The sequence below is a fragment of the Pseudomonas sp. Con_6 genome, from assembly GCF_059379395.1.
On the sequence record NZ_CM182011.1, the window covers coordinates 2,840,627 to 2,858,694 of the forward strand.

Genomic DNA, 18,068 nt, shown 5'->3' on the forward strand with positions numbered 1-18,068 from the left:
AACAACAAACAGAGGAACGACCATGAGCCTGGTTTCCGACTCCGTGGCGGCACCTGCCGACGCTACCGCTTCTCCGCTGCGCCGCCTTCTGCGTTATGAGATCGGTGTTATCCCGCTGCCGTATTTCCTGGCCATTGCGCTGATCGTGTTTCTTTCCGCGCACTTCGGCCTGCTGCCCAAGACCATGATCGGCGGCCTTGCCGTGATCATGACCCTGGGCATGTTCTTCGGCCAGGTCGGCCAGCGCCTGCCGATCCTCAAGGAAATCGGCGGCGGCGCCATCCTGTGCTTGATGCTGCCGTCGATTCTGGTATTCCATGGCTTCTTTGGCAGCACCACCATCGACGCGACGAAGATGCTGATGAAGGACGCCAACTTCCTCTACTTCGTCATCGCCAGCCTGGTGGTGGGCAGCATCCTGGGCATGAACCGCTTCATCCTGGTCCAGGGCATGTTGCGCATGTTCGTGCCGCTGCTGGTGGGAACCCTGGCTGCGGTGGCGGCGGGGTTGCTGGTGGGCACGCTGTTCGGCTACAGCGTCTACCACACCTTCTTCTTCATCATCGTGCCGATCATTGGCGGCGGCATCGGCGAAGGCATCCTGCCGCTGTCGCTGGCCTATTCGAGCATCCTCGGCGGCAGCCCGGAGCAGTACGTGGCGCAACTGGTGCCGGCGGCGGTGGTGGGCAATATCGTCGCGATCATCTGCGCCGGGGTGTTGGCGCGGCTGGCCTTGCGCAAGCCGCATTTGAACGGCGAGGGCATGCTGATCCGCTCGCGGGACGAGAACGACAAGTTCCGTGAGCAGGAGGAGACGGCCCACGGCATCGACTTCCGCTACATGGGCGCCGGGGTGCTGCTGATCTGTGCTTTCTTCGTGCTCGGCGGGTTGCTGGAGAAGGTGGTGCACATTCCAGGGCCGGTGATGATGATCCTCGTGGCAGTGCTGTTCAAATACCTGCAGGTGCTGCCGACGCGGCTGGAGGAGGGCAGCAAGGCGTTCTACAAGCTGGTGTCCACGGCGTTCATCTGGCCGGTGATGATTGGACTGGGGATGCTCTATGTGCCGCTGGACAGCGTGGTGAAGGTGTTTTCCGTGGGCTACGTGGCGGTATGCGTGGCGGTGGTGGTGGCCATGACGCTGGCGGGGTTCCTGATTGGCAACCTGCTGAAGATGTTCCCCATCGAGTCGGCCATCGTCACCTGCTGCCATAGCGGGCTGGGCGGGACCGGGGACGTGGCGATCCTGTCGGCGGCGGGGAGGATGTCGCTGATGCCGTTTGCGCAGATTTCGACGCGGATTGGCGGGGCTTCGACGGTGATTCTGGCGACAGTTTTGCTGGGACTGTTCCACTGATCGGTGTTTGTCCTTCCGGGCCTCATCGCTGGCTTGCCAGCGATTGGCCTGTCCGGACACCCTCACAATCGGGTCAAGTCATAGTGATTGCAGGAACATCAGCAGGGCTTCGCGATCACTTTGTGGCATCGCCACAAACCGATCCCGCGCCGCCTGCGCCTCGCCGCCATGCCACACCACCGCCTCGGCCAGCGTCCTGGCCCGTCCGTCATGCAGGTACCCGGCACCGGGGTTGATCCGCTCGATCAACCCCACACCCCACAACGGCGCTGTGCGCCATTCCCTGCCGGTGGCGAGAAAATCTTCACGCCCATCTGCCAGCCCATCGCCCATGTCATGCAGCAACAGGTCGGTATACGGCTCGACAACCTGCGTCCCAGCCCGCAATTGCGGACGGTGGCAGGCCCCACATCCTGCCGAAACGAACAGCGCCTCCCCACGCCCGACCTTGTCCCGATCACGCCGTGCCGGCGGAGCCAGTTGCGACAGATAGAAATGCAGTTCCATCAACTGCATCCCATCCACCTCCGGCTGCCCGCCACTCAACGCCTTCTGGCAATCCCGCTGCTGCGGCGCGCAGTTCTCCTGCGGATACAGCGGCGAGGTAATCCCCAGGTCGCCATGCAGGGCACTGGCGATCTGTTGCATCAGGTCTGGCTGGTTGGCCTTGAGCCCGAATCGTCCCGCCTCCAGGCGCTGGCGCTCGACGCTCCAGACCTGGTTGACCCGCCCGCGCACGCCATCGGCCTTGGCCTCGCTGGCCATGCGCTGGAGCTCGTCGGCACTGACAGCCTCCAGCAACCCCAGGCCGAACACCGGCGTGCCGACCCGCGCCGAAGTGAGCACATCGCCCAACGGCCCATACCCCAGCTCGCTGAAGGACAGGTACGGCTGGCGCAGGCTCACCACTTCACCCCCAGCCAGCTCCACGGTCTGTTCCTCCCAACGAATCCGTGCCCGACCTTCGCCGCGCACCCCGGGAATCCCCAGTTCGTTGAGCTGGTCGCCGTAGGCCGGGTGCGGCCGCGGCCCGCCATGGGCATCCTGCCCCTGCAGCGACAGGCGCACGAGCATCGTGCGCATCGGCGCCTCTTCGTCCGCCGGCGCCTGGCCACGGCCATTCTTCGGATGACAGGCGATGCAGGTGATGCGGTTGTACAACGGCCCCAGGCCATCCACCGTTTCATCCCGCGACGGGGCGATGACCCAGGCCTGGCGAAACAGCCCGCGACCCTTGAAGAAGCGCTCCAGCTGCGCCTCGTCGTCCAGCCCCGGCAGCGGCCGCGAGAAGGCCTCGCGGTCGGCACTGGCGTCGGCGCAGAAGACCGTCAGCACCAGCAGCAGCCAGAGGCGCGTCATAGTCCCATCTCGTCCAGCAGGCGCGCCGCCTCGGCATGCCGGGTGGTGCTGTAGAACTGCCAGGCGATTTCACGCCGGCCCAATTCGTCCTGGTCGCTGACGGGCTGGTGCTCCATGCCGCCGTCCTGGCGTTCGCCGAACAGCTTCAGCAGGTCCGCGGAGGCGGCCTGGCCGGCGCTGATCGGTGGAACACCGAGGTAAGCGCGTACCGCCTGCAGGTCGCGGCCCATCGCTTCGCCGGCATGCACCCGGGCCCAGAGCGCAGTCAGGCGCTCATGGGGTTGGCCGAGCCACTGCACGAAGAGCGAGGTGACCAGCGCCAGACGCTCGCGGGAGGCCTCCTGATAGCGGTAGGGCGCGGCGAATGGATCGTGATAACCCACAGGCAACTGCGCATACACGCTGGGCCGCACTGGCAGCTTGCGGATATCCGGATCGGCCAGCAGCGCCTGCCCGGCATCGGACAGCACGAAGCGCACGAACGCCCGTGCGCCCTCGACCTGATGCGCCTCGCGGGTGATCGCGATATGCGCCGGGTTCAGCCCACCATGCGCCGGATAGACGAAGCCCACCGGCTGGCCGTTGCTCACCGCCGAAGCGACGAAGAAGTCGATGGACAGCCCCACCGCCGCGCGCCCGCTGGCCACCTCGTCGCTGACCAGGGTGCCGCCGCGGCTGACCAGCCGCGACTGCCCGGCGATCTCGCTCCACAGCGCCCAGCCGCGCTCCCAGCCATAGGCCTGGAGCACGATGTCCAGCAGCACCGGGGCAAAGCCGACCCGGCCCGGGTCGGGCAGGGCGATGCGCCCACGCAGGCGCGCATCGAGCAGGTCGGTCCAGTCCTTCGGTGGCTCCATGCCCAGTTCCTTGAGCATCTTCGGATTGGTGGCGAAGCCGTAGCCGGCCAGTTCCGTGGCCTGGTAGCGGGCCTGGTCATCACGCAGCGCGGTGTCGCCGATCTTCGCCGGCAGGCCCTTGAGGTCTACGCCCAAAGGTTGCCAGCCGTCCTCCCTGGCGAGCCGGGCGAAATTGCCCGGCGACGGCGCCCAGTACACGTCGACGCCACCCTGGTCCTGCTGGCGCAGGAAGGGCAGGGCATCAAAGCCCTGGCGCCAGAGGATCTGCAGGCGGTAGTCGGGGTTGGCCTGTTCGAAGGCTTCCTCGAAGCGGCTCATCATTTCCTCGGGATAGCTGGTCAGCACCACCACGGATTGCGGAGCGGCCGCGAGGGCGCTCGCCGGGCCCAGGACCCAAGCGAGCAGCCATGCCTTACAGCGGAACATTGAACTGCACGAAGTAGTTGCGGCCCATTTCCGGATAGCCCTCGCTGTACTCGTAGAGACGGTCGAACAGGTTGCGCACCCCGGCTTCCACCAGCACGTCGTTGCTGAAGCGGTAGCCGCTCTTGAAGTTGTACACCGCGTAGCCGCCGGACATCTGCGTGCCATCGGAAACGTTGTAGCGCTTCGACGCTGCCTCGGCACTGCCGGTCAGGCGCCAGGCATCGTGGTTCCAGGTGGCCGAGGCGAACAGGTTGTGGCGCGGCGTGTCGATCGGGTGCAGCTCGGGATTGCTGCGGTTCTCGCGGTCGAGGAAGGTGTAGCTGGCGCCCAGCTCCCAGTCGCCCAGGTCGCCCTTCAGGCCCAGTTCCACGCCCTGGTTACGCGCCTTGGCGATGTTCTGGTATTGCCCGCAGGGCGCTGCGCAGTTGAGTTGCGCCGGCACCGTGACCTGCTGGATCGAGTCCTCGATATTGGCCACGAACAGCGCTGCGTCCAGGCTCCACTGCGCGGTCAGCGCGCCGCTGTAGCCCAGCTCGTAGTGAGTGGCGCGTTCCGACTTCAGGTCGGGGCTGGGGATGACTGTGCCGAAGCGGGTCGAGTAGCGGTCCTTGATGGTGGCGAAGCGGCTCTTGCGCGACACGGTCAGGCGCACCTGGCCGTTGTGGTCGATGTCCAGCAGCGGGCCGGTGTTCATGAACAGGCCGAGCTGGCTGTTGACCGCGTCATCGCTGCCGGTGGGCTCGTCGTACAGCGTCTTGACCCGTGGCGAAGCGGGGTTGGTGCCGAAGTTCTCGGCGTCGAGACTCTTGCGGTAGTTGTACGAGACGCCGCCGACCACGCTGAAGATGTCGTTCAGGCGCAGGGTGTCTTCCAGGGCGATGGACTGGGTCTGGTCGCGGAAATGGGTCTGCGGGTCGCTGCCATCGCGGGAGCGGTGGATGTCTTCCTTGAAGTGGTAGGCCACGCCCAGGCGGTTGCCTTCGGTGAGGGCCAGGTCGCCTTCGATGGAGAAACCGGTGGATTCGTCGTCGTACTTGCTCGGGAAGCCGGACTGCAGGGCGCCGGGGATGCCGTTGTTGTAGTTGTAGCTTTCCAGCGAGTTCTTGAAGGTGTCGTGGTAGACCCGGGTCTTCAGGCCGTGCTCGCCGAAGCGGGTGTTGGTGGCGAGGAACAGGCTGGTCTTGTCCCAGGTCGGCCATTCCCACCAGCGCTTGCGCTGGCCGGTGGCGGGCAGGTCGCCGGCGTAGGGCGGCTGGCCCTTGCGGCCTTCCTGCTGGACGTAGCCGACCACGTATTCGTCGGTGGCGTTGGGGGTGAAACCGAGCTTGAAGCTGAACTTGCCGTCACGCTTGTTGCTGTTTTCGCGGCGGCCTTCGCCTTGCTGGTTGTTGGTCGGCTTGAAGTCGTCCGGGAGCAGCGTGTAGTCGTAGTCGACATAGGACACGCCGCCCTGCATCCACCAGTTGCCCTGGTTGGAGCCGACGTTGGCGTAGCTGCGGTAGGCGTTGACGTTGCCGTGGTCGGTCATTTCCAGGCCACCGCCGACTTCGCCTTCGAAAGCCTGGGTGGGGCGCCGGGTGACCAGGTTGATCGCGCCGCCCAGGGTGTTCGGCCCGTACAGCAGCGAAGCGAAGCCCTTGGCCACTTCGATGCGCGACAGGTCGTAGGTGGTGAAGCGCCCCAGGTCGATATTGCCGTCGTAGGGGACGTAGGTGGGGATGCCGTCGATATAAACGGGCACCTGCAGGCGGTCGAAACCGCGCACATAGACCACCTGTTCGGCGCGGCCGCCGATATAGCTCTGGTTCACGCCGGGGGCCAGGGCCAGGGCGCGGTCGACGGTTTCCCGGTCGTGCAGGCGGATGTCCTGCAACTCGACCACGCTGCTGCCGGTGGCGAGCTTGTCGTCCTGCGGGGCGGAAATCTGGATTTCACCGAGGGTGAAGGGCTTGCTGTCTTCGGCGAAGACCGACGGGGTGGTGATGGCGGCGATGGCCAGGACCAGGGTACGGGGGGCGAAGGGTTGCATGACTGCTCCGTGTTCATGGGGTGCGTCCGTTGTGGGCATCGATGTCGTTGCGGATAGCGCCGCAACATGGGCCGAAAACGGAAACATCCTGTTTCGTTATATATTTTTATATACAGCGACATCCGCAACACAGCCCGGGCCTTCCTCCCCGAAGACGTCGAACCGTTGGAAAAGCTGCGGATGGCGACCCGGGACAGCCCCGGACCGCGGCGAATACTAGCGCTGCCAGCGCCCTGCTGACAACGCTGTATATTCAAATATATAACGATGCTGTCGTGATGGCAGTCGATCCCCGTCGCTCACGGACAGCTTGCCGTCATTGCTTCTCGAACGCCGCCAGTGCATCGAACACTCGCGAGCTGTAGACCAGCGCCGCACTGGCATTCAGCGCCACAGCCACGCCCAGGGTGTTCAGGCCGCGCAGGGTCTTCGGGGCCAGGCTGCATGGTTGCTGTCCTCTCACTGGCGGCCGGCGGTGACACCGCCGTCGACCGGCAGTACCGCGCCGGTGATCCAGGACGCCTCGTCCGAGGCGAGGAACAGGATCGCCTGTGCCACGTCGGCGGGCTGGCCGTTACGCCCCAGCGGGTGGAAGGCGTTGAAGGTCGGCAGCACTTCCTTGACCTGTTCGGCGCTCATGAAGGTGCCGTACACCGGGGTCTCCACCACGGCCGGGGCCACGGTATTGATGCGGATGTTCGACGCAGCCAGCTCGATGGCCAGGTTACGGGTCAGGGCATGGACCCCGGCATTGGCTGCCGAGTAGGCCGCCGACGGCGTCGCGCCGATGGCCTGGATCGCCCACAGCGAGCCGGTCTGCACGATGGCGCCGCCGCCGCGCTTGAGCATGGCCTTGGCCGCCGCCTGGGCCATGAAGAACTTGCCCTTGAGGATGATGTCGAGGAAGCCGTCGTATTCTGCCGGGCTCACCTCCAGGAAAGGCTTGGGATTGAACACCCCGGCGTTGTTGACGAGGATGTCGACCCCGCCGAATTCGCGCTGGGCCAGGGCCACCAGGGCGTCGGCGGTGGCCGGGTCGGCGATGTCGCCGGCCAGGGTGCGAACCCTGGCGCCGCTGGCATCGATCCGCGCCGCCGCCTGTTCCAGGCGCTGGGCGTTGCGACCGCCGATCACCACGCTGGCGCCGGTCGCGACGAAGCGCCGCGCGACCTCTTCGCCGATCCCGGAACCACCGCCGGTGACGATCACGACCTTGTTAGAAAAACTTTGCATTGTGGAGCACTCCCGAGTCATCGTTGCACGCATTGGATGACCTTCATTCTTGGGGTGTATGGCACCATTCGCAACGCACGATATTTTCGTTACCGGGAAAGAAAAACTTTCAATGTCACTGGCCTATCTCAATGCCCTGCGTGCCTTCGAAGCCGCAGCGCGGCACCAGAGCTTTTCCGCTGCGGCGGCGGAGCTGAATGTCACCCCGGCGGCGGTCGGGCAGCAGGTGCGCAGCCTGGAAGCCTGGCTTGGCATCCCGTTGTTCACCCGTGCCGGCAGTGGTACTGCGCGGCTGATGCTGACCGATATCGCCCGCGCGGCCTTGCCGGATATCCAGGCCGGCTTCGATCGCCTCGGCGTCGGCCTGGCCCGGCTCAGGGATGCCAGCGTGCATGCGGGGCTGACGGTCAGCGTCAGTCCCGCATTCGCCTCGAAATGGCTGCTGCCGCGGATCGAGGGTTTCCAGCAGGCCTGGCCGGAACTGGATGTGTTGCTGGACACCAACCTGCGCACGGTGGATTTCCAGGCCGAGCGGATCGATGTCGGGGTGCGCTATGGCGGCGGCAAGTGGCCGGGGCTGACGGCGGTGCATCTGCTGGACGAGACCCTGTTCCCGGTGTGTGCGCCGGATTATCCGTTGTTGAAGAAGGGGCGGTTATCGGAGTCGGCGTTGGCCAGGAGCACCTTGATCCATGACCTGTCGATGGCCAGTGACCCGGATTACCCGACCTGGCGGATGTGGCTGGATGCCTCGGCCTTCACCGGGATCCGGGCGGACCATGGCTTGCGTATCAACAACTCGGCGGCGGTGCTGCAGGCGGCGATGGACGGCCAGGGCCTGGCTTTGGCGCGCAGCGTGATGGTGAAGGATGACCTGGAGGCGGGGCGGCTGGTCCGGCCGTTTGCCGACAAGGGCCTGGATTGTCCGTTGACCCAGGCGTACTACGTGGTCTATCGGCCGGAATGTGGGGAGCTGGCGAAGGTGCGGGCGTTTCGCGACTGGTTGCTGGAAGAGGCCGGGAAATAACCACCAGGGCAGGCGGCAGGCGCGGCGTACAAGGAGCTGGCTTGCCTACGAAGGCCTGCGCAGCGGGCCCGGTTCCCGATCTCCAGCCGGGAGATTGCATTGGCCTGGCTTTAGATCGGGAACCGGGACCGTTTCACGGTCCTTCGCAGGCAAGCCAGCTCTCATAGAACACCACATAACTCATTGATTTAGCAGGGACGGCGTGGGAGCGGATTCATCCGCGATTGGGCGCGAAGCGGCCATAAAACCTGAGTCCGCGGTGTGTCAGGAGAACTCGGGATTTAGGTTTTACGACGGCTTCGCCGCCGATCGCGGATGAATCCGCTCCCACGCCGTGGACTGCCCCCCAAAAGTTGGACAGTTTCAGCTAGCGGCCTGGGCCCTGTAATCGACAGGGCTCAGGCCATCGAGTCTTAGCTTGATGCGGTCATGGTTGTAGTACCAAATGTACTCATCCAGACCTGCCCTCAACTCCTCAATGCTCTCAAATCGGTTCAAGTAGAAAAACTCAGACTTGAGCGTGCCGAAGAAGCTTTCCATAGCAGCGTTATCCAGGCAATTGCCTTTACGAGACATGCTCTGCTTTACGCCCCGTTCTTCGAGTTTTTCGCGGTATTGGCGTTGTTGATGTTGCCAACCCTGGTCAGAGTGCAGCACCAGCTTGGGGTTCTCTCCCAAGCAGCCAAGGGCTTTGTCCAACATGTTTCCGACCAGGTCATAGCTGGGTCGATGAGCAATCTCATAAGCCACGATCTCGCTGTTGTACAAGTCCATCACGGGCGAGAGATAGAGCTTATGCGGGCCCACCTTGAATTCGGTCACATCCGTTACCCAACTCTGGTTGGGGCGCTGCGCGGTGAATTTTCGCTCCAGCAAGTTCGGGGCAATCTTGCCAACCGTCCCCCGATAGGAACGGTACTTTTTGGGACGCACAAGCGACTTCAGCCTTCCTCCGCCATCAAGCGCTCAATGACCTTCTTGTTGACCACGACTCCTCTGCTCCTGATAGCCAGCGCGATTCGCCGATATCCATAAAGCCCTTTTTCTTTGTGATAAATCTCCCGCACCAGTTCTCTCAGGGCCGCATCCTTGTCTGGTTCCTGATGACGGCGGACCTGGTAGTAAAAGGTGTTACGCGGCAGCTCGATCATGGCCAGAAGGCCAGACAAGGGAAATCGGTCTTTGAGCTTGCAGACGATCAGCGTTTTTTCGCTTGCCTTCGCTCCTTCTCCTGCTCCAGAGCCTTTAATTCCTTTAGGACAGCGTTCTCCATGCGCAGGTACTCAAGCTCTGCCATGAGCTGTTCTCGTGGCTTGAGCGCATCGTCGAGGTCGGTAGGTTTAACGGGCTTGATTTTCTTGGTCACGTCGGCAGGCTTTCGTTTAGTGGCTACAGGGGCTTCAACAACGCCACTGTAGTACTGATGCTCCCAGATGCCTACTTGAGAGGACTGGCCCAGGCCGAAATGCGCTGCCGTCTGGCGCAGGGAGAGATGGTGCTCGCGCATGTACCGCACGACCTTGCGCTTGAAGTCAGGGCTGTGGCGCTGGCTGCGAGGCAGAGCGCTGGCGCTAGAATGGGCACGAAAGCTCGCGACCCAACGTCTCAGCAGGCTGAAATCGATACCGAAATGCTGCGCCACCTTTCGGAAGCCATCGGCTCCTTCTAGATACGCGGTGATGGCGCTGTGCTTGAACTGCTCGGTGTACTTGCTCATGAGTCCCCCAAGGGTTGGATTGGTGTCCAACTTCTTGGGGGCAGTCCACCGACCGCGGCGCTCTCGCGGTCTAGTTCTCTACACGACAGCGCAGCCCAGCGGGCTGGGTGGACTCCTACGCCGAATCTTCAGATCACCCACCCAAACACCTTGAAGTGCTGATGCGGAAACCGCACCCGCACCGGCAACGAATCGATCCGCCACTCACTGGCCAGCGGCTCGTTGAACCGCGCCGGCACCATCAGCCCCCGGGTCGGGCTGCTGAACGGCTTGCGCAGGTCGCTCGGCAGCGGGTTGGCACTCTCCGCCGGGCTGATCACCTCGGCCCCCACCCACTCACCATTGGGCAGGCGCACGTCCAGCTGCGACCCCGGCGTCGAATGCTCCACATCCTTCGGATCCAGGTACACCCACAACTGCGCAGGCCCCTCGCGCTCCAGGCGCATCAGCAGCGTCCCCGGCCCGACATTCTCACCCGGTGCCGCGATCACTTCCGCCACCCGCCCGGCCTCGCTGGCCTGCACGTCCATCCGTGCCAACTGCTCCTTGAGCCACTGGCCCTCGCGCTGCTGTTGCTGGGCATAGCTGTTGTCCGCGCCACCGCTCAGGCTGCGCTCGAAGGCCAGCAACTCGGCCTTGCGGTTGTCCAGGGCATTCTGCGCTTCCACCAGCTCGCCCCGGGTCGCCGCCCCCTGGCGCAGCAGTTGCCCGACCTCGCCAACCTGTCGCGCCGCACGGTCCACCAGGCTCTGCAACGCCGCCCGGTTGCGCTCGCTCACCGAGGCCGGCACGGCGGGGGCAGTGCCGGCCTGCAACAGGCTCAGGCGCAGGCGCCACTCCGGATTGTCCAGGTCTGCCAAGGGCATGCCGGCCGTTACGTGATCACCCGCCTGCACGTGCAGCGCGCGAATCTCCCCCGGCTGCATCGCCCGTACTTCCAGGGTCGGCAAGCGCACCAGCGCGGGGGCCTCGACACGCATCAGCGCCAGGCCGTAGCGGCCCGCCAGCCACAGCGCCGGAAGCAGGATCAGGAAGAGGATCAGGTACCAGCGCAGCTTGAACGCCAGACGCTTGCCCGGCGCATAGAGCACCTGCATGCCGTTGTCCTGGGTGGGATGGTGTTCCTTGGGACTGCTGAATCGGATCTTCATCGGCTTCTCGGGTAGTCGGTCCAGGATTGCCAGTCGATACCGCTGATGCCCGCAGGCAGCAGCGCGCGTTGCCACTGGGTGGTCTGTGTCCGCAACTCGCCGGGCGCGGCGTCGGCCCAGCTCAGGTCGGCGGGTTGGTCGGCTTCCACGCTCTGCGCCAGGCGCAGGTGCAGGGCCGGCCAGCGCCGGGCGATGTCCTTGGCGCGAACGGTGGCGGTCTCGGCGTTGCGGGTGTAGATCATCAGGCTGATATCGCTGACGCCCAGGTGTTCCAGCTCGCAAGGCACGCATGGCGTGCGCCGGGCTTCCTCGCGGAACCAGCGTGGATGGCTGGACAGGTGCAGCGGCCACGGACTGGCGCTCTTTGCCGCACGCAAGGTGTCGAGCCAGTCGCGCAGGCGCTGGTCCGGCACCGGCCAGCCCAGTTGCTCGACTTCCAGGTCCAGGTGCAGGCCATCGAAGGGCAGGGCGGCGAACTCACGGATCAGCCCGGTGAGCTGTCCGCGCTGGCGCGGCTTGATCCAGGCCGGATCGCCCAGCAGCAGGTTGACCAGCAGCCCCTGGGCATGGGCTTCACGCAGCAACTCGCCCAAGGCGGACCGGGTACGGGCAAGGTCGCCGACCTGGCGCGCATCGAGGCCGACATTCAGCACGCCGATTCCCGCTTCACGCAGCGCCCGCAGTTCGGCTCCGCGCCGACGGGCGTCGAGCAGCGCCTGGCTGTCCCAGATGTACACGCCCTGGCGCCAATGCGTCGCCTGCATCGGCGCGCCCGTCTCCTGGGTCTGCCAGCGCAGCCACTCGCTGCCCAGCAGTGCTTCGAAGTCTGCGCTGTCATCGCCGAACAGACGCAGCGCCGCGTCCTGCAACCAGGCCGCGTGCCACGCGGAAACCTGCGCGAAGCCGGCGTTGTAGTGATCGACCTCGGCCTGCATCAGGCGCAGGCTCGCTTCCCCGGCATCCAGCCCGGTGCGCTGGCGGCGCTCGGCGACGATGCGGTCCACCGCCTCGCGACGCTCACTGCGCCACACATATTCGTTGGCATTGCGCCGTTGCTGCTCCAGCACCTTGCCCAGTTCCCGCAGCAGGCTGCCCTGTTCCTGCTCGCGGGCGCGCACGGCTTCCTGGTAACGCGCCTCGCCTTCGCGGTTGCGTGCCGAGCCGTAGTCGAGCAGGTCCAGCGGCGCGCTGAAGGTCACCCCGGCGCTCAGGCCGCTGCCGTTCTCGCCGGCGCCGCTGCGCTGCTCGACGGTCTGGGTGACGTTGAACGATGACTCGATGGCGCTGTACCACGGACGCTTGCGCCCCTGTTCGGCCAAGGCCAGCTCGGCGTCGCGACGGGCCATGCGCGGGTTGCTGTCCAGCAGCGCGCGCCAGGCCTCCAGCGGGCGCGGATGGCCGGCCAGCGGGATGGCCACTGGCGTGCTCGCGGCATCGACCTTGACGCCAAGGCTGCGCAGGCTCTCCCGGACATCCGCCAGCAGGTCCGGCTGCAGGTCGCAGCGGCGGGTCACGGCGGTCCATTCGCTGCGCATCAGGCGGGCATCGGAGGGCAGGATCCACTTGCCGTCCAGGCGTTCGCTGATATGCGCGTCGGCGGTGCGCGCCGCGGCTTGCGCGTCCTCGCACAGTCGTTGTTCCTGGGTTGCGCGCCACCAGTCGGCATAGGCGCTGCGCACCGCCAGGCGATGGCGGGCGCGCTGGTAGCCGACCTCGATCTCGCTGACGCGGATATCCCGCTCGCTGGCCCGCACCGCGTCCATGCGCCGCGCCAGGCTGCCGAGCAGCGGATAGCGCACGCCGATGGCGGCGTTGCGACCGTAGTAGTCGTCGCGCACATCCTCGGTGACCAGCTCGTGGTAGCGCCCGACATTGGCCGCGCCGAACACCTCCCAGCCGCTTTCGCTGTCGCGCTGGTCCTTTGCCGCGTAGCGGGCCTGCAGCCGGGCGTTGCTGGCCGCGCTGCCGTGGCCATCACCGGCCATCTGCAGGGCCTGGTCGAGGGTCAGGGGCGTGGCATTGGCCAGCAGCGGGGCGCAGAAGGCCGCCGCCAGCAGGCGGTATGCTGTTTTCGTCATGGTCTGCTGCCTTAGAACCGATTGGCCCGCTTGAGTACCCACCAGGGCGCCATGCTCGATTCCTCGTGCCCGCGCCGCAGGGTTTCATTGAGAATGGCGACCACGCTCCAGCAGCGCAGGGCATACATCGCCAAGGGGTAGAAGGGCAGCACCCAGGCCAGCCTGAGGTCCTCCCGCGGACGCTCGCTGACCATCAGCATCAGCCCCAGGTACAGCAGGCCGCTGAGGGCCAGGTACAGGGTGTAGATCAGCAGCGAATAGAACAGGAAGGCCATCGGCGGCAGGATGAACAGCGCCACCAGGCTGTAGCCGAGGATGATGAACGGCAGCACCAACTGGAAGAACAGCCCGCTGACCAGCAGCATGAGGAAGTTCGGCCAGCCAAGCAGCCCCGGGTTGAAGGCATGGCGGTGCTTGCGCAGGTAGACGAACAGCAGGTCGCCGTCCCAGCGCAGGCGCTGGTCGAGGAAGCCGCGCAGGGTCGCCGGGGCGTCGGTATGGCCGATGGCGCGGGGCTCGAAGGGGATGCGCAAGCGGTAGCGGCGGAAGTAGCTCTTGATGCGCAGGGTCAGGTCCAGGTCTTCGGCGGTATGGGTGTCCCAGCCGCCGATCTGTTCGAGGAAACTGCGGCGGAACGCGCCGAAGGCCCCGGACACGTTGTTGACCAGGTTCCACTCGGCCAGGCCGATCTTGCACATCTGGATCGACAGCAGGTACTCCAGCGCCTGCACCCGCGCCACCCACGACTGCCGCGCATTGCGCACCCGCAGGCTGCCGGCCACTGCCGGCACGCTCGGGTCGCGGAAATGGCGGACCATGCGCACGACCATGTCGTTGTCGAAGGAGGTGTCGCCATCGACGTTGATCAGGATCTCGCCGCTGCTGAAGGCCAGCCCGCTGTTCAGCGACGACACCCGCCCACCGCGCTGCCACTTGGCGAGGGGCCGCAGCAGGCGGTTGCCGGGCAGCCGGTGTTCGGCCTTGAAGCGTCGCACCGCCTCGGTGGTGGCCTGGTTGGCGCTGGCACCGTCGACGATCGGAATGATCTCGATCATCCCGGGGTAGGTCTGCTCGGCGAGGCTGCGCAGGGTCAGCTCGACGTCCTTGCCCTCGCTGTAGCAGGTGATGATGCACGACACCCGCGGGTACCAGGCCTCATGGCGCGGCACCGCCGTGTGTTCGCGAACGAACCAGCGCAGGGTGCCGAGCAGCACCAGCAGGTTGAGCGGCACCTCCAGCAGCAGGAAGTAGGGAAAGACCATGAGGAACAGGCGCCAGTGGCCGTCCGGTCCCTGGATCTCGGCGAGCCAGGCGTCGAAGTGGGCGAGCAGGGCGTCCATCAGAGTGCCCCCGCCAGGCGCGCCATCAGCAGCTCGGCGTCTTCCTTCTCGACCAGGTCGGCCGGGGCCACGCAGCCGCTGGTGGTGAGCACGATGTCTTGCAGGTCCTGGCCGACGAACAGCTCGCTGATCCGGTTGAGGCGTTCGGTGACCCGCTGCAGGCCGACCTGGTCGGTGCACATCAGCAACAGCCAGAGCTGTTCCTCGCTGGTGCGGGTGCAACGGTCGGTGTCGCGGATGGCCACCTGGATGCGTTCGATCAGGGTATCCAGCAGCGCATGCCCGCGCTGTGGGCCGAGGCGGTCCAGGGCGGTGCCGAGGTTCCTGAAGCGCACGCCGAGCAGGGCGAACGTCGGTGCGCTGTGGCGCGCGATCAGTTCCAGCTGCCAGTCCAGCAGGGTCTTGAAGGCATTCACCCCGACCAGCGACAGGCCGCCGAAATACTGGTCGAAATCCCGCTCCAGGCCTTGCCGCGCGGTGAGCAGGCCGGTTTCGGAGAGATGGTGGTCGTGGATCTGCCGCACCAGCAGTTCGTCGGGCTTGTGCTGCTCGCCGCAGTCCAGGCAACGGGCCTGGATATCCGCATCGACGAAGAACGCCGTGCACGCCTTGCACTTGTAGTTTTCCAGCGGCCGGTCGTAGTCGGTGCCGATATGGCGCAGGCGGGTCAGGCAGTTGGGACACACCAGCACGCCGTCCTTGAGGTACTCGGCCTGGGCGCCCACATGGCCGCAGGTGAAGCAGTGCAGTGAGGGTTCGCGGACGATCTCCAGCGAGCTGCATTCCACGCACACATCCACGTAGTTCAGGTGCCCGCTGCCGCAGCTGCGGCACAGGCGGATGCGGTCCACCAGCGCGCTGTTGTCCAGCAGGTTGCGCTGCACCAGGCTCTGCACCAGGGCATGGCCGTTGAGATGGTCGTCGCCGAAGGCATCGATCAGCGGGTAGTGGTAGAGCGCCGGGGACTGCGGACTGCGCAGGGCCTTGAGCCTGCCGGGGGCACGCAGCCACAGGTAGGCGAGCACATGCGCCTCCGGCCCTTCCGGGGCGCGGCCGCGGTTGAACAGGGCCATGCGTTCGCGCCATTGCTCGAACGCTTGCCCGGGATCGGCGGGCAGGGCACCATCGGTCAGGGCCTCATGCAGCGGATGGTCGCTGGCGCAGTAGACCAGGCGCAGGGCGTAGGCCGGATGGCGGCGCAGTCGTCGTGCGTGGTCGGCGTTCTGCTCCGGGTTGCCGACCAGCACCAGCACATCGAACGGCGCCTGGGCGAACAGGGCGTCGAGCTGGTCGAAACGGTGAAAAGTGGAAGGGAGGGTTGAGTGGCCGGGGCCGATCGCAGCAATGCGCAGGGTCGTATCGGTCATCGAGCTTTCCAGGTTTCATAGCCTGTCAGGTCCGACCGAAGGTTTGTAGGAAAAGTTCTACAAGAATTTGGGTTGTACAAGTTTCATGTACAAATTTCCGGGGCTCCCACAGGGGCCCTGCAAACTCATTCAGGCAGTGCCAGGATCGAATGCCGCCTCCTTGATCCAGATCCGAATCCCTTGAGGTCCGGCCCGACCGAGCAGGTCACGTTCTCGGGGCAAGCGCATCCAGCCCAGCCTCTCCACGCGGACGTCGGCGATTTCCAGCTCACCGGCCAGGACCAGAATCTCCAATCCCTGTGCATTTGCGATCACCACGTCCGCACCCGGAGGAAAATCCCTGACCCAGACCCGCTCGAACGCATTCTCGAACAGCAACGCATCCCCACGAGCCGGCATTTCCCTTACCACCTGCTGCTCATCCTGCGGATGAAACTGCCGCAACCGCACGAAGATCATGCACCCCTCCACGGACCCCGGCGCATGCTCGCTCCCCGGTGGATTGCGCACATAACTCCCGGCCGGATAGCGGCCATGCTCATCCTCGAATACGCCCTCCAGCACCACGAATTCTTCCCCGAGCCCATGCTGGTGGGGACTGAAGTGGCTTCCCGGCGCATAGCGTACCAGCGACGTCGCCCGCGCCTGTTCGCCACCCAGGCGATACAGCGGTCGCCGTTCGACCCCAGCCAACGGGCTGGCCAGCCAGGGCAGGGTGGCGCCATGCATGATCGCGGGTTGGTCGAGGTCGGCGTTGAGGTGTTCGTTCAAGGTGGACATGGCGATTTCCTGCGCAGGGACGCCGGCATTATCGGCCTGGCGCAGCGGCGTGGCGAACAAGGATTTCTGCGCGGCGGCGATGCAGTCCTTGTCCGTCCGCTCGGCGGTCCGGGTTGAGGTAGTAAGCAGTCTCGACTGCCGCAAGAACAACGGGCTTGATCTTGCTTCCAAGAAGTGCGGCCTCCAGTATCGGTATGATCAGGACTCTTCCAAGTCAGTAAAATCAGCTTCCTGGAAGGCTTTAAGTAGCTTGGCTGCGTTGTACCTTGTCAAGTAGAAACTTTTTAGTGCCGTATAGATGTTCATATCTGGTTCGCATGACATCCATGTGAGCTCGATATGGTGATCGTGGTTGAGTGTTAATCCATCGTCGGCAACTCTTGAGTTGCTGGCCTGCAAGTGTCCGTGAGAGTTTTTTTCAATGATTAGAAGCAGGTCTTCGAGCTCGTCTCGTTCTGCGTTGCTTAAATGATAGTAAAACTCGGTGAGCTCGACTTTTAGTGGCTTCATCAAGTTCTCTTGGATGGGTGCATAGTGCACTATTTTTGTGATGGCTTCTCTGGCGGGTGGGGGGAGAGCTGTGTAGCTTTCAATGAAGTTATTAAGTTTTTTTATGGTTGCAGGAGAGACGTCTTTAACTTCATCAAAATGTGACCATAGGTTGTGGTGGTTGATAAATTCGGTGGGTGATTTGGAAATAAGCTTTGGCAGGTTTACCTCTAAGCGCATCGGACGATTGTGATTGAACCAGCCTGAAAGTTTTTCTTTGGCTTTTTCAACGGTTAAGAAGAAGGCGTCGTCAGGAAGCGCAGATATCTGCCGGAGTACATCGTTGATAGTGATGGTTTGGGCTCTATATTTTCCGTGCTTTCTGTGTCCGCCATGCCGGCTTGTTGTAATTACTAAAAACCATATTTCTTTGGATGTTTCTACATTGTGTCGAATCAACGTGTCGATGCTGTCACTTATCTTCGACTCGTCTTCGGTTACGGTTACCTGAAGTCCTGTCCGGTACTGAGTTTCGATCCAATCAATTCCCGGGTGGTCAATTTTCTGCGAGTTCAAATTGATAAATTTTGAGCCGTAGGCAAGGTTGACGATGTCAATAAGTGTGTTCTCGGCATCTTTTGCTGAGTCAGTGAGACCTTCCTTTGCCGAAAGTTGCACCTGGCTTGCGTAGCTACCAAGGGCGTGCATAAGCTCGTTCATATATTGCAGGCGTTTGGATTGCATAACTCTTGTCTGAATAGTGGGTGGTGGTCAAATGGCCGGTGCGTGTCATTCGGATCTTAATTCAGACCAAGGGCGGCAGTGCAGCCAGAAAATAAAATCGAGCATTCTCATAAA

The 18,068-nt window shown here is 64.1% G+C and carries 13 protein-coding genes and 1 pseudogene; 2 read left to right on the forward strand and 12 right to left on the reverse strand.

The window, feature by feature from the left end; translation table 11 throughout:
* Positions 1-22 precede the first annotated feature (22 nt).
* A complete protein-coding gene (locus AC5QPF_RS12695; protein ID WP_494963542.1) occupies positions 23-1,357 on the forward strand; it encodes a 2-hydroxycarboxylate transporter family protein in 1,335 nt (444 codons plus the stop codon).
* 78 nt (positions 1,358-1,435) lie between these two features.
* Here the strand turns inward: AC5QPF_RS12695 and AC5QPF_RS12700 are convergent, their stop codons facing one another.
* From AC5QPF_RS12700 to AC5QPF_RS12720, 5 genes are all read right to left on the reverse strand, one after another.
* Positions 1,436-2,716, reverse strand: a complete 1,281-nt coding sequence (locus AC5QPF_RS12700; protein WP_494963543.1) for a di-heme oxidoredictase family protein — start codon at positions 2,714-2,716, stop codon at positions 1,436-1,438.
* A complete protein-coding gene (locus tag AC5QPF_RS12705; protein WP_494963544.1) occupies positions 2,713-3,999 on the reverse strand; it encodes an extracellular solute-binding protein in 1,287 nt (428 codons plus the stop codon). Before AC5QPF_RS12705 ends, AC5QPF_RS12700 begins: the two co-directional genes overlap by 4 nt.
* Positions 3,986-6,028, reverse strand: coding sequence for a TonB-dependent receptor domain-containing protein (locus AC5QPF_RS12710; RefSeq protein ID WP_494963545.1), 2,043 nt, complete (start codon positions 6,026-6,028; stop codon positions 3,986-3,988). Before AC5QPF_RS12710 ends, AC5QPF_RS12705 begins: the two co-directional genes overlap by 14 nt.
* A 316-nt stretch (positions 6,029-6,344) precedes the next feature.
* A complete protein-coding gene (locus AC5QPF_RS12715; RefSeq protein WP_494963546.1) occupies positions 6,345-6,491 on the reverse strand; it encodes a hypothetical protein in 147 nt (48 codons plus the stop codon).
* Positions 6,488-7,261 carry a glucose 1-dehydrogenase gene (locus AC5QPF_RS12720; protein WP_494963547.1) on the reverse strand — a complete coding sequence of 258 codons (774 nt, stop codon included), beginning with the start codon at positions 7,259-7,261 and terminating at the stop codon, positions 6,488-6,490. The genes AC5QPF_RS12715 and AC5QPF_RS12720 overlap by 4 nt, the downstream gene beginning before the upstream one ends.
* Positions 7,262-7,373: 112 nt before the next feature.
* Between AC5QPF_RS12720 and gcvA the strand changes: the two genes are divergently transcribed.
* Positions 7,374-8,288 (forward strand): transcriptional regulator GcvA, encoded by a 915-nt coding sequence (gene gcvA, locus AC5QPF_RS12725; RefSeq protein WP_494963548.1) that lies wholly within the window; start codon positions 7,374-7,376, stop codon positions 8,286-8,288.
* Positions 8,289-8,651: 363 nt separating this feature from the next.
* Here gcvA and AC5QPF_RS12730 read toward each other — a convergent pair.
* The 7 genes and pseudogenes from AC5QPF_RS12730 to AC5QPF_RS12760 all read right to left on the reverse strand — a co-directional run bounded on the left by AC5QPF_RS12730 (position 8,652) and on the right by AC5QPF_RS12760 (position 17,954).
* Positions 8,652-10,005: pseudogene (locus tag AC5QPF_RS12730) on the reverse strand (IS3 family transposase).
* Positions 10,006-10,133: 128 nt separating this feature from the next.
* Complete coding sequence (locus AC5QPF_RS12735) at positions 10,134-11,156, reverse strand: HlyD family secretion protein (RefSeq protein WP_494963549.1); 1,023 nt, start codon at positions 11,154-11,156, stop codon at positions 10,134-10,136.
* The gene (locus AC5QPF_RS12740; RefSeq protein ID WP_494963550.1) at positions 11,153-13,234 is read right to left on the reverse strand and encodes a TolC family protein; all 2,082 of its coding nucleotides are present in this window, start codon (positions 13,232-13,234) and stop codon (positions 11,153-11,155) included. Before AC5QPF_RS12740 ends, AC5QPF_RS12735 begins: the two co-directional genes overlap by 4 nt.
* Before the next feature lie 11 nt (positions 13,235-13,245).
* On the reverse strand, positions 13,246-14,574 hold the full coding sequence (locus AC5QPF_RS12745) for a glycosyltransferase (RefSeq protein WP_494963551.1): 1,329 nt from the start codon (positions 14,572-14,574) through the stop codon (positions 13,246-13,248).
* Entirely contained in the window at positions 14,574-15,941 is a 1,368-nt protein-coding gene (locus AC5QPF_RS12750; protein WP_494963552.1) for a TackOD1 domain-containing metal-binding protein, read from the reverse strand. Before AC5QPF_RS12750 ends, AC5QPF_RS12745 begins: the two co-directional genes overlap by 1 nt.
* 129 nt (positions 15,942-16,070) lie before the next feature.
* On the reverse strand, positions 16,071-16,721 hold the full coding sequence (locus AC5QPF_RS12755) for a cupin domain-containing protein (RefSeq protein WP_494963553.1): 651 nt from the start codon (positions 16,719-16,721) through the stop codon (positions 16,071-16,073).
* A 198-nt stretch (positions 16,722-16,919) separates the two neighbouring features.
* On the reverse strand, positions 16,920-17,954 hold the full coding sequence (locus AC5QPF_RS12760; protein WP_494963554.1) for an SMEK domain-containing protein: 1,035 nt from the start codon (positions 17,952-17,954) through the stop codon (positions 16,920-16,922).
* Between the last annotated feature and the right edge of the window lie 114 nt (positions 17,955-18,068).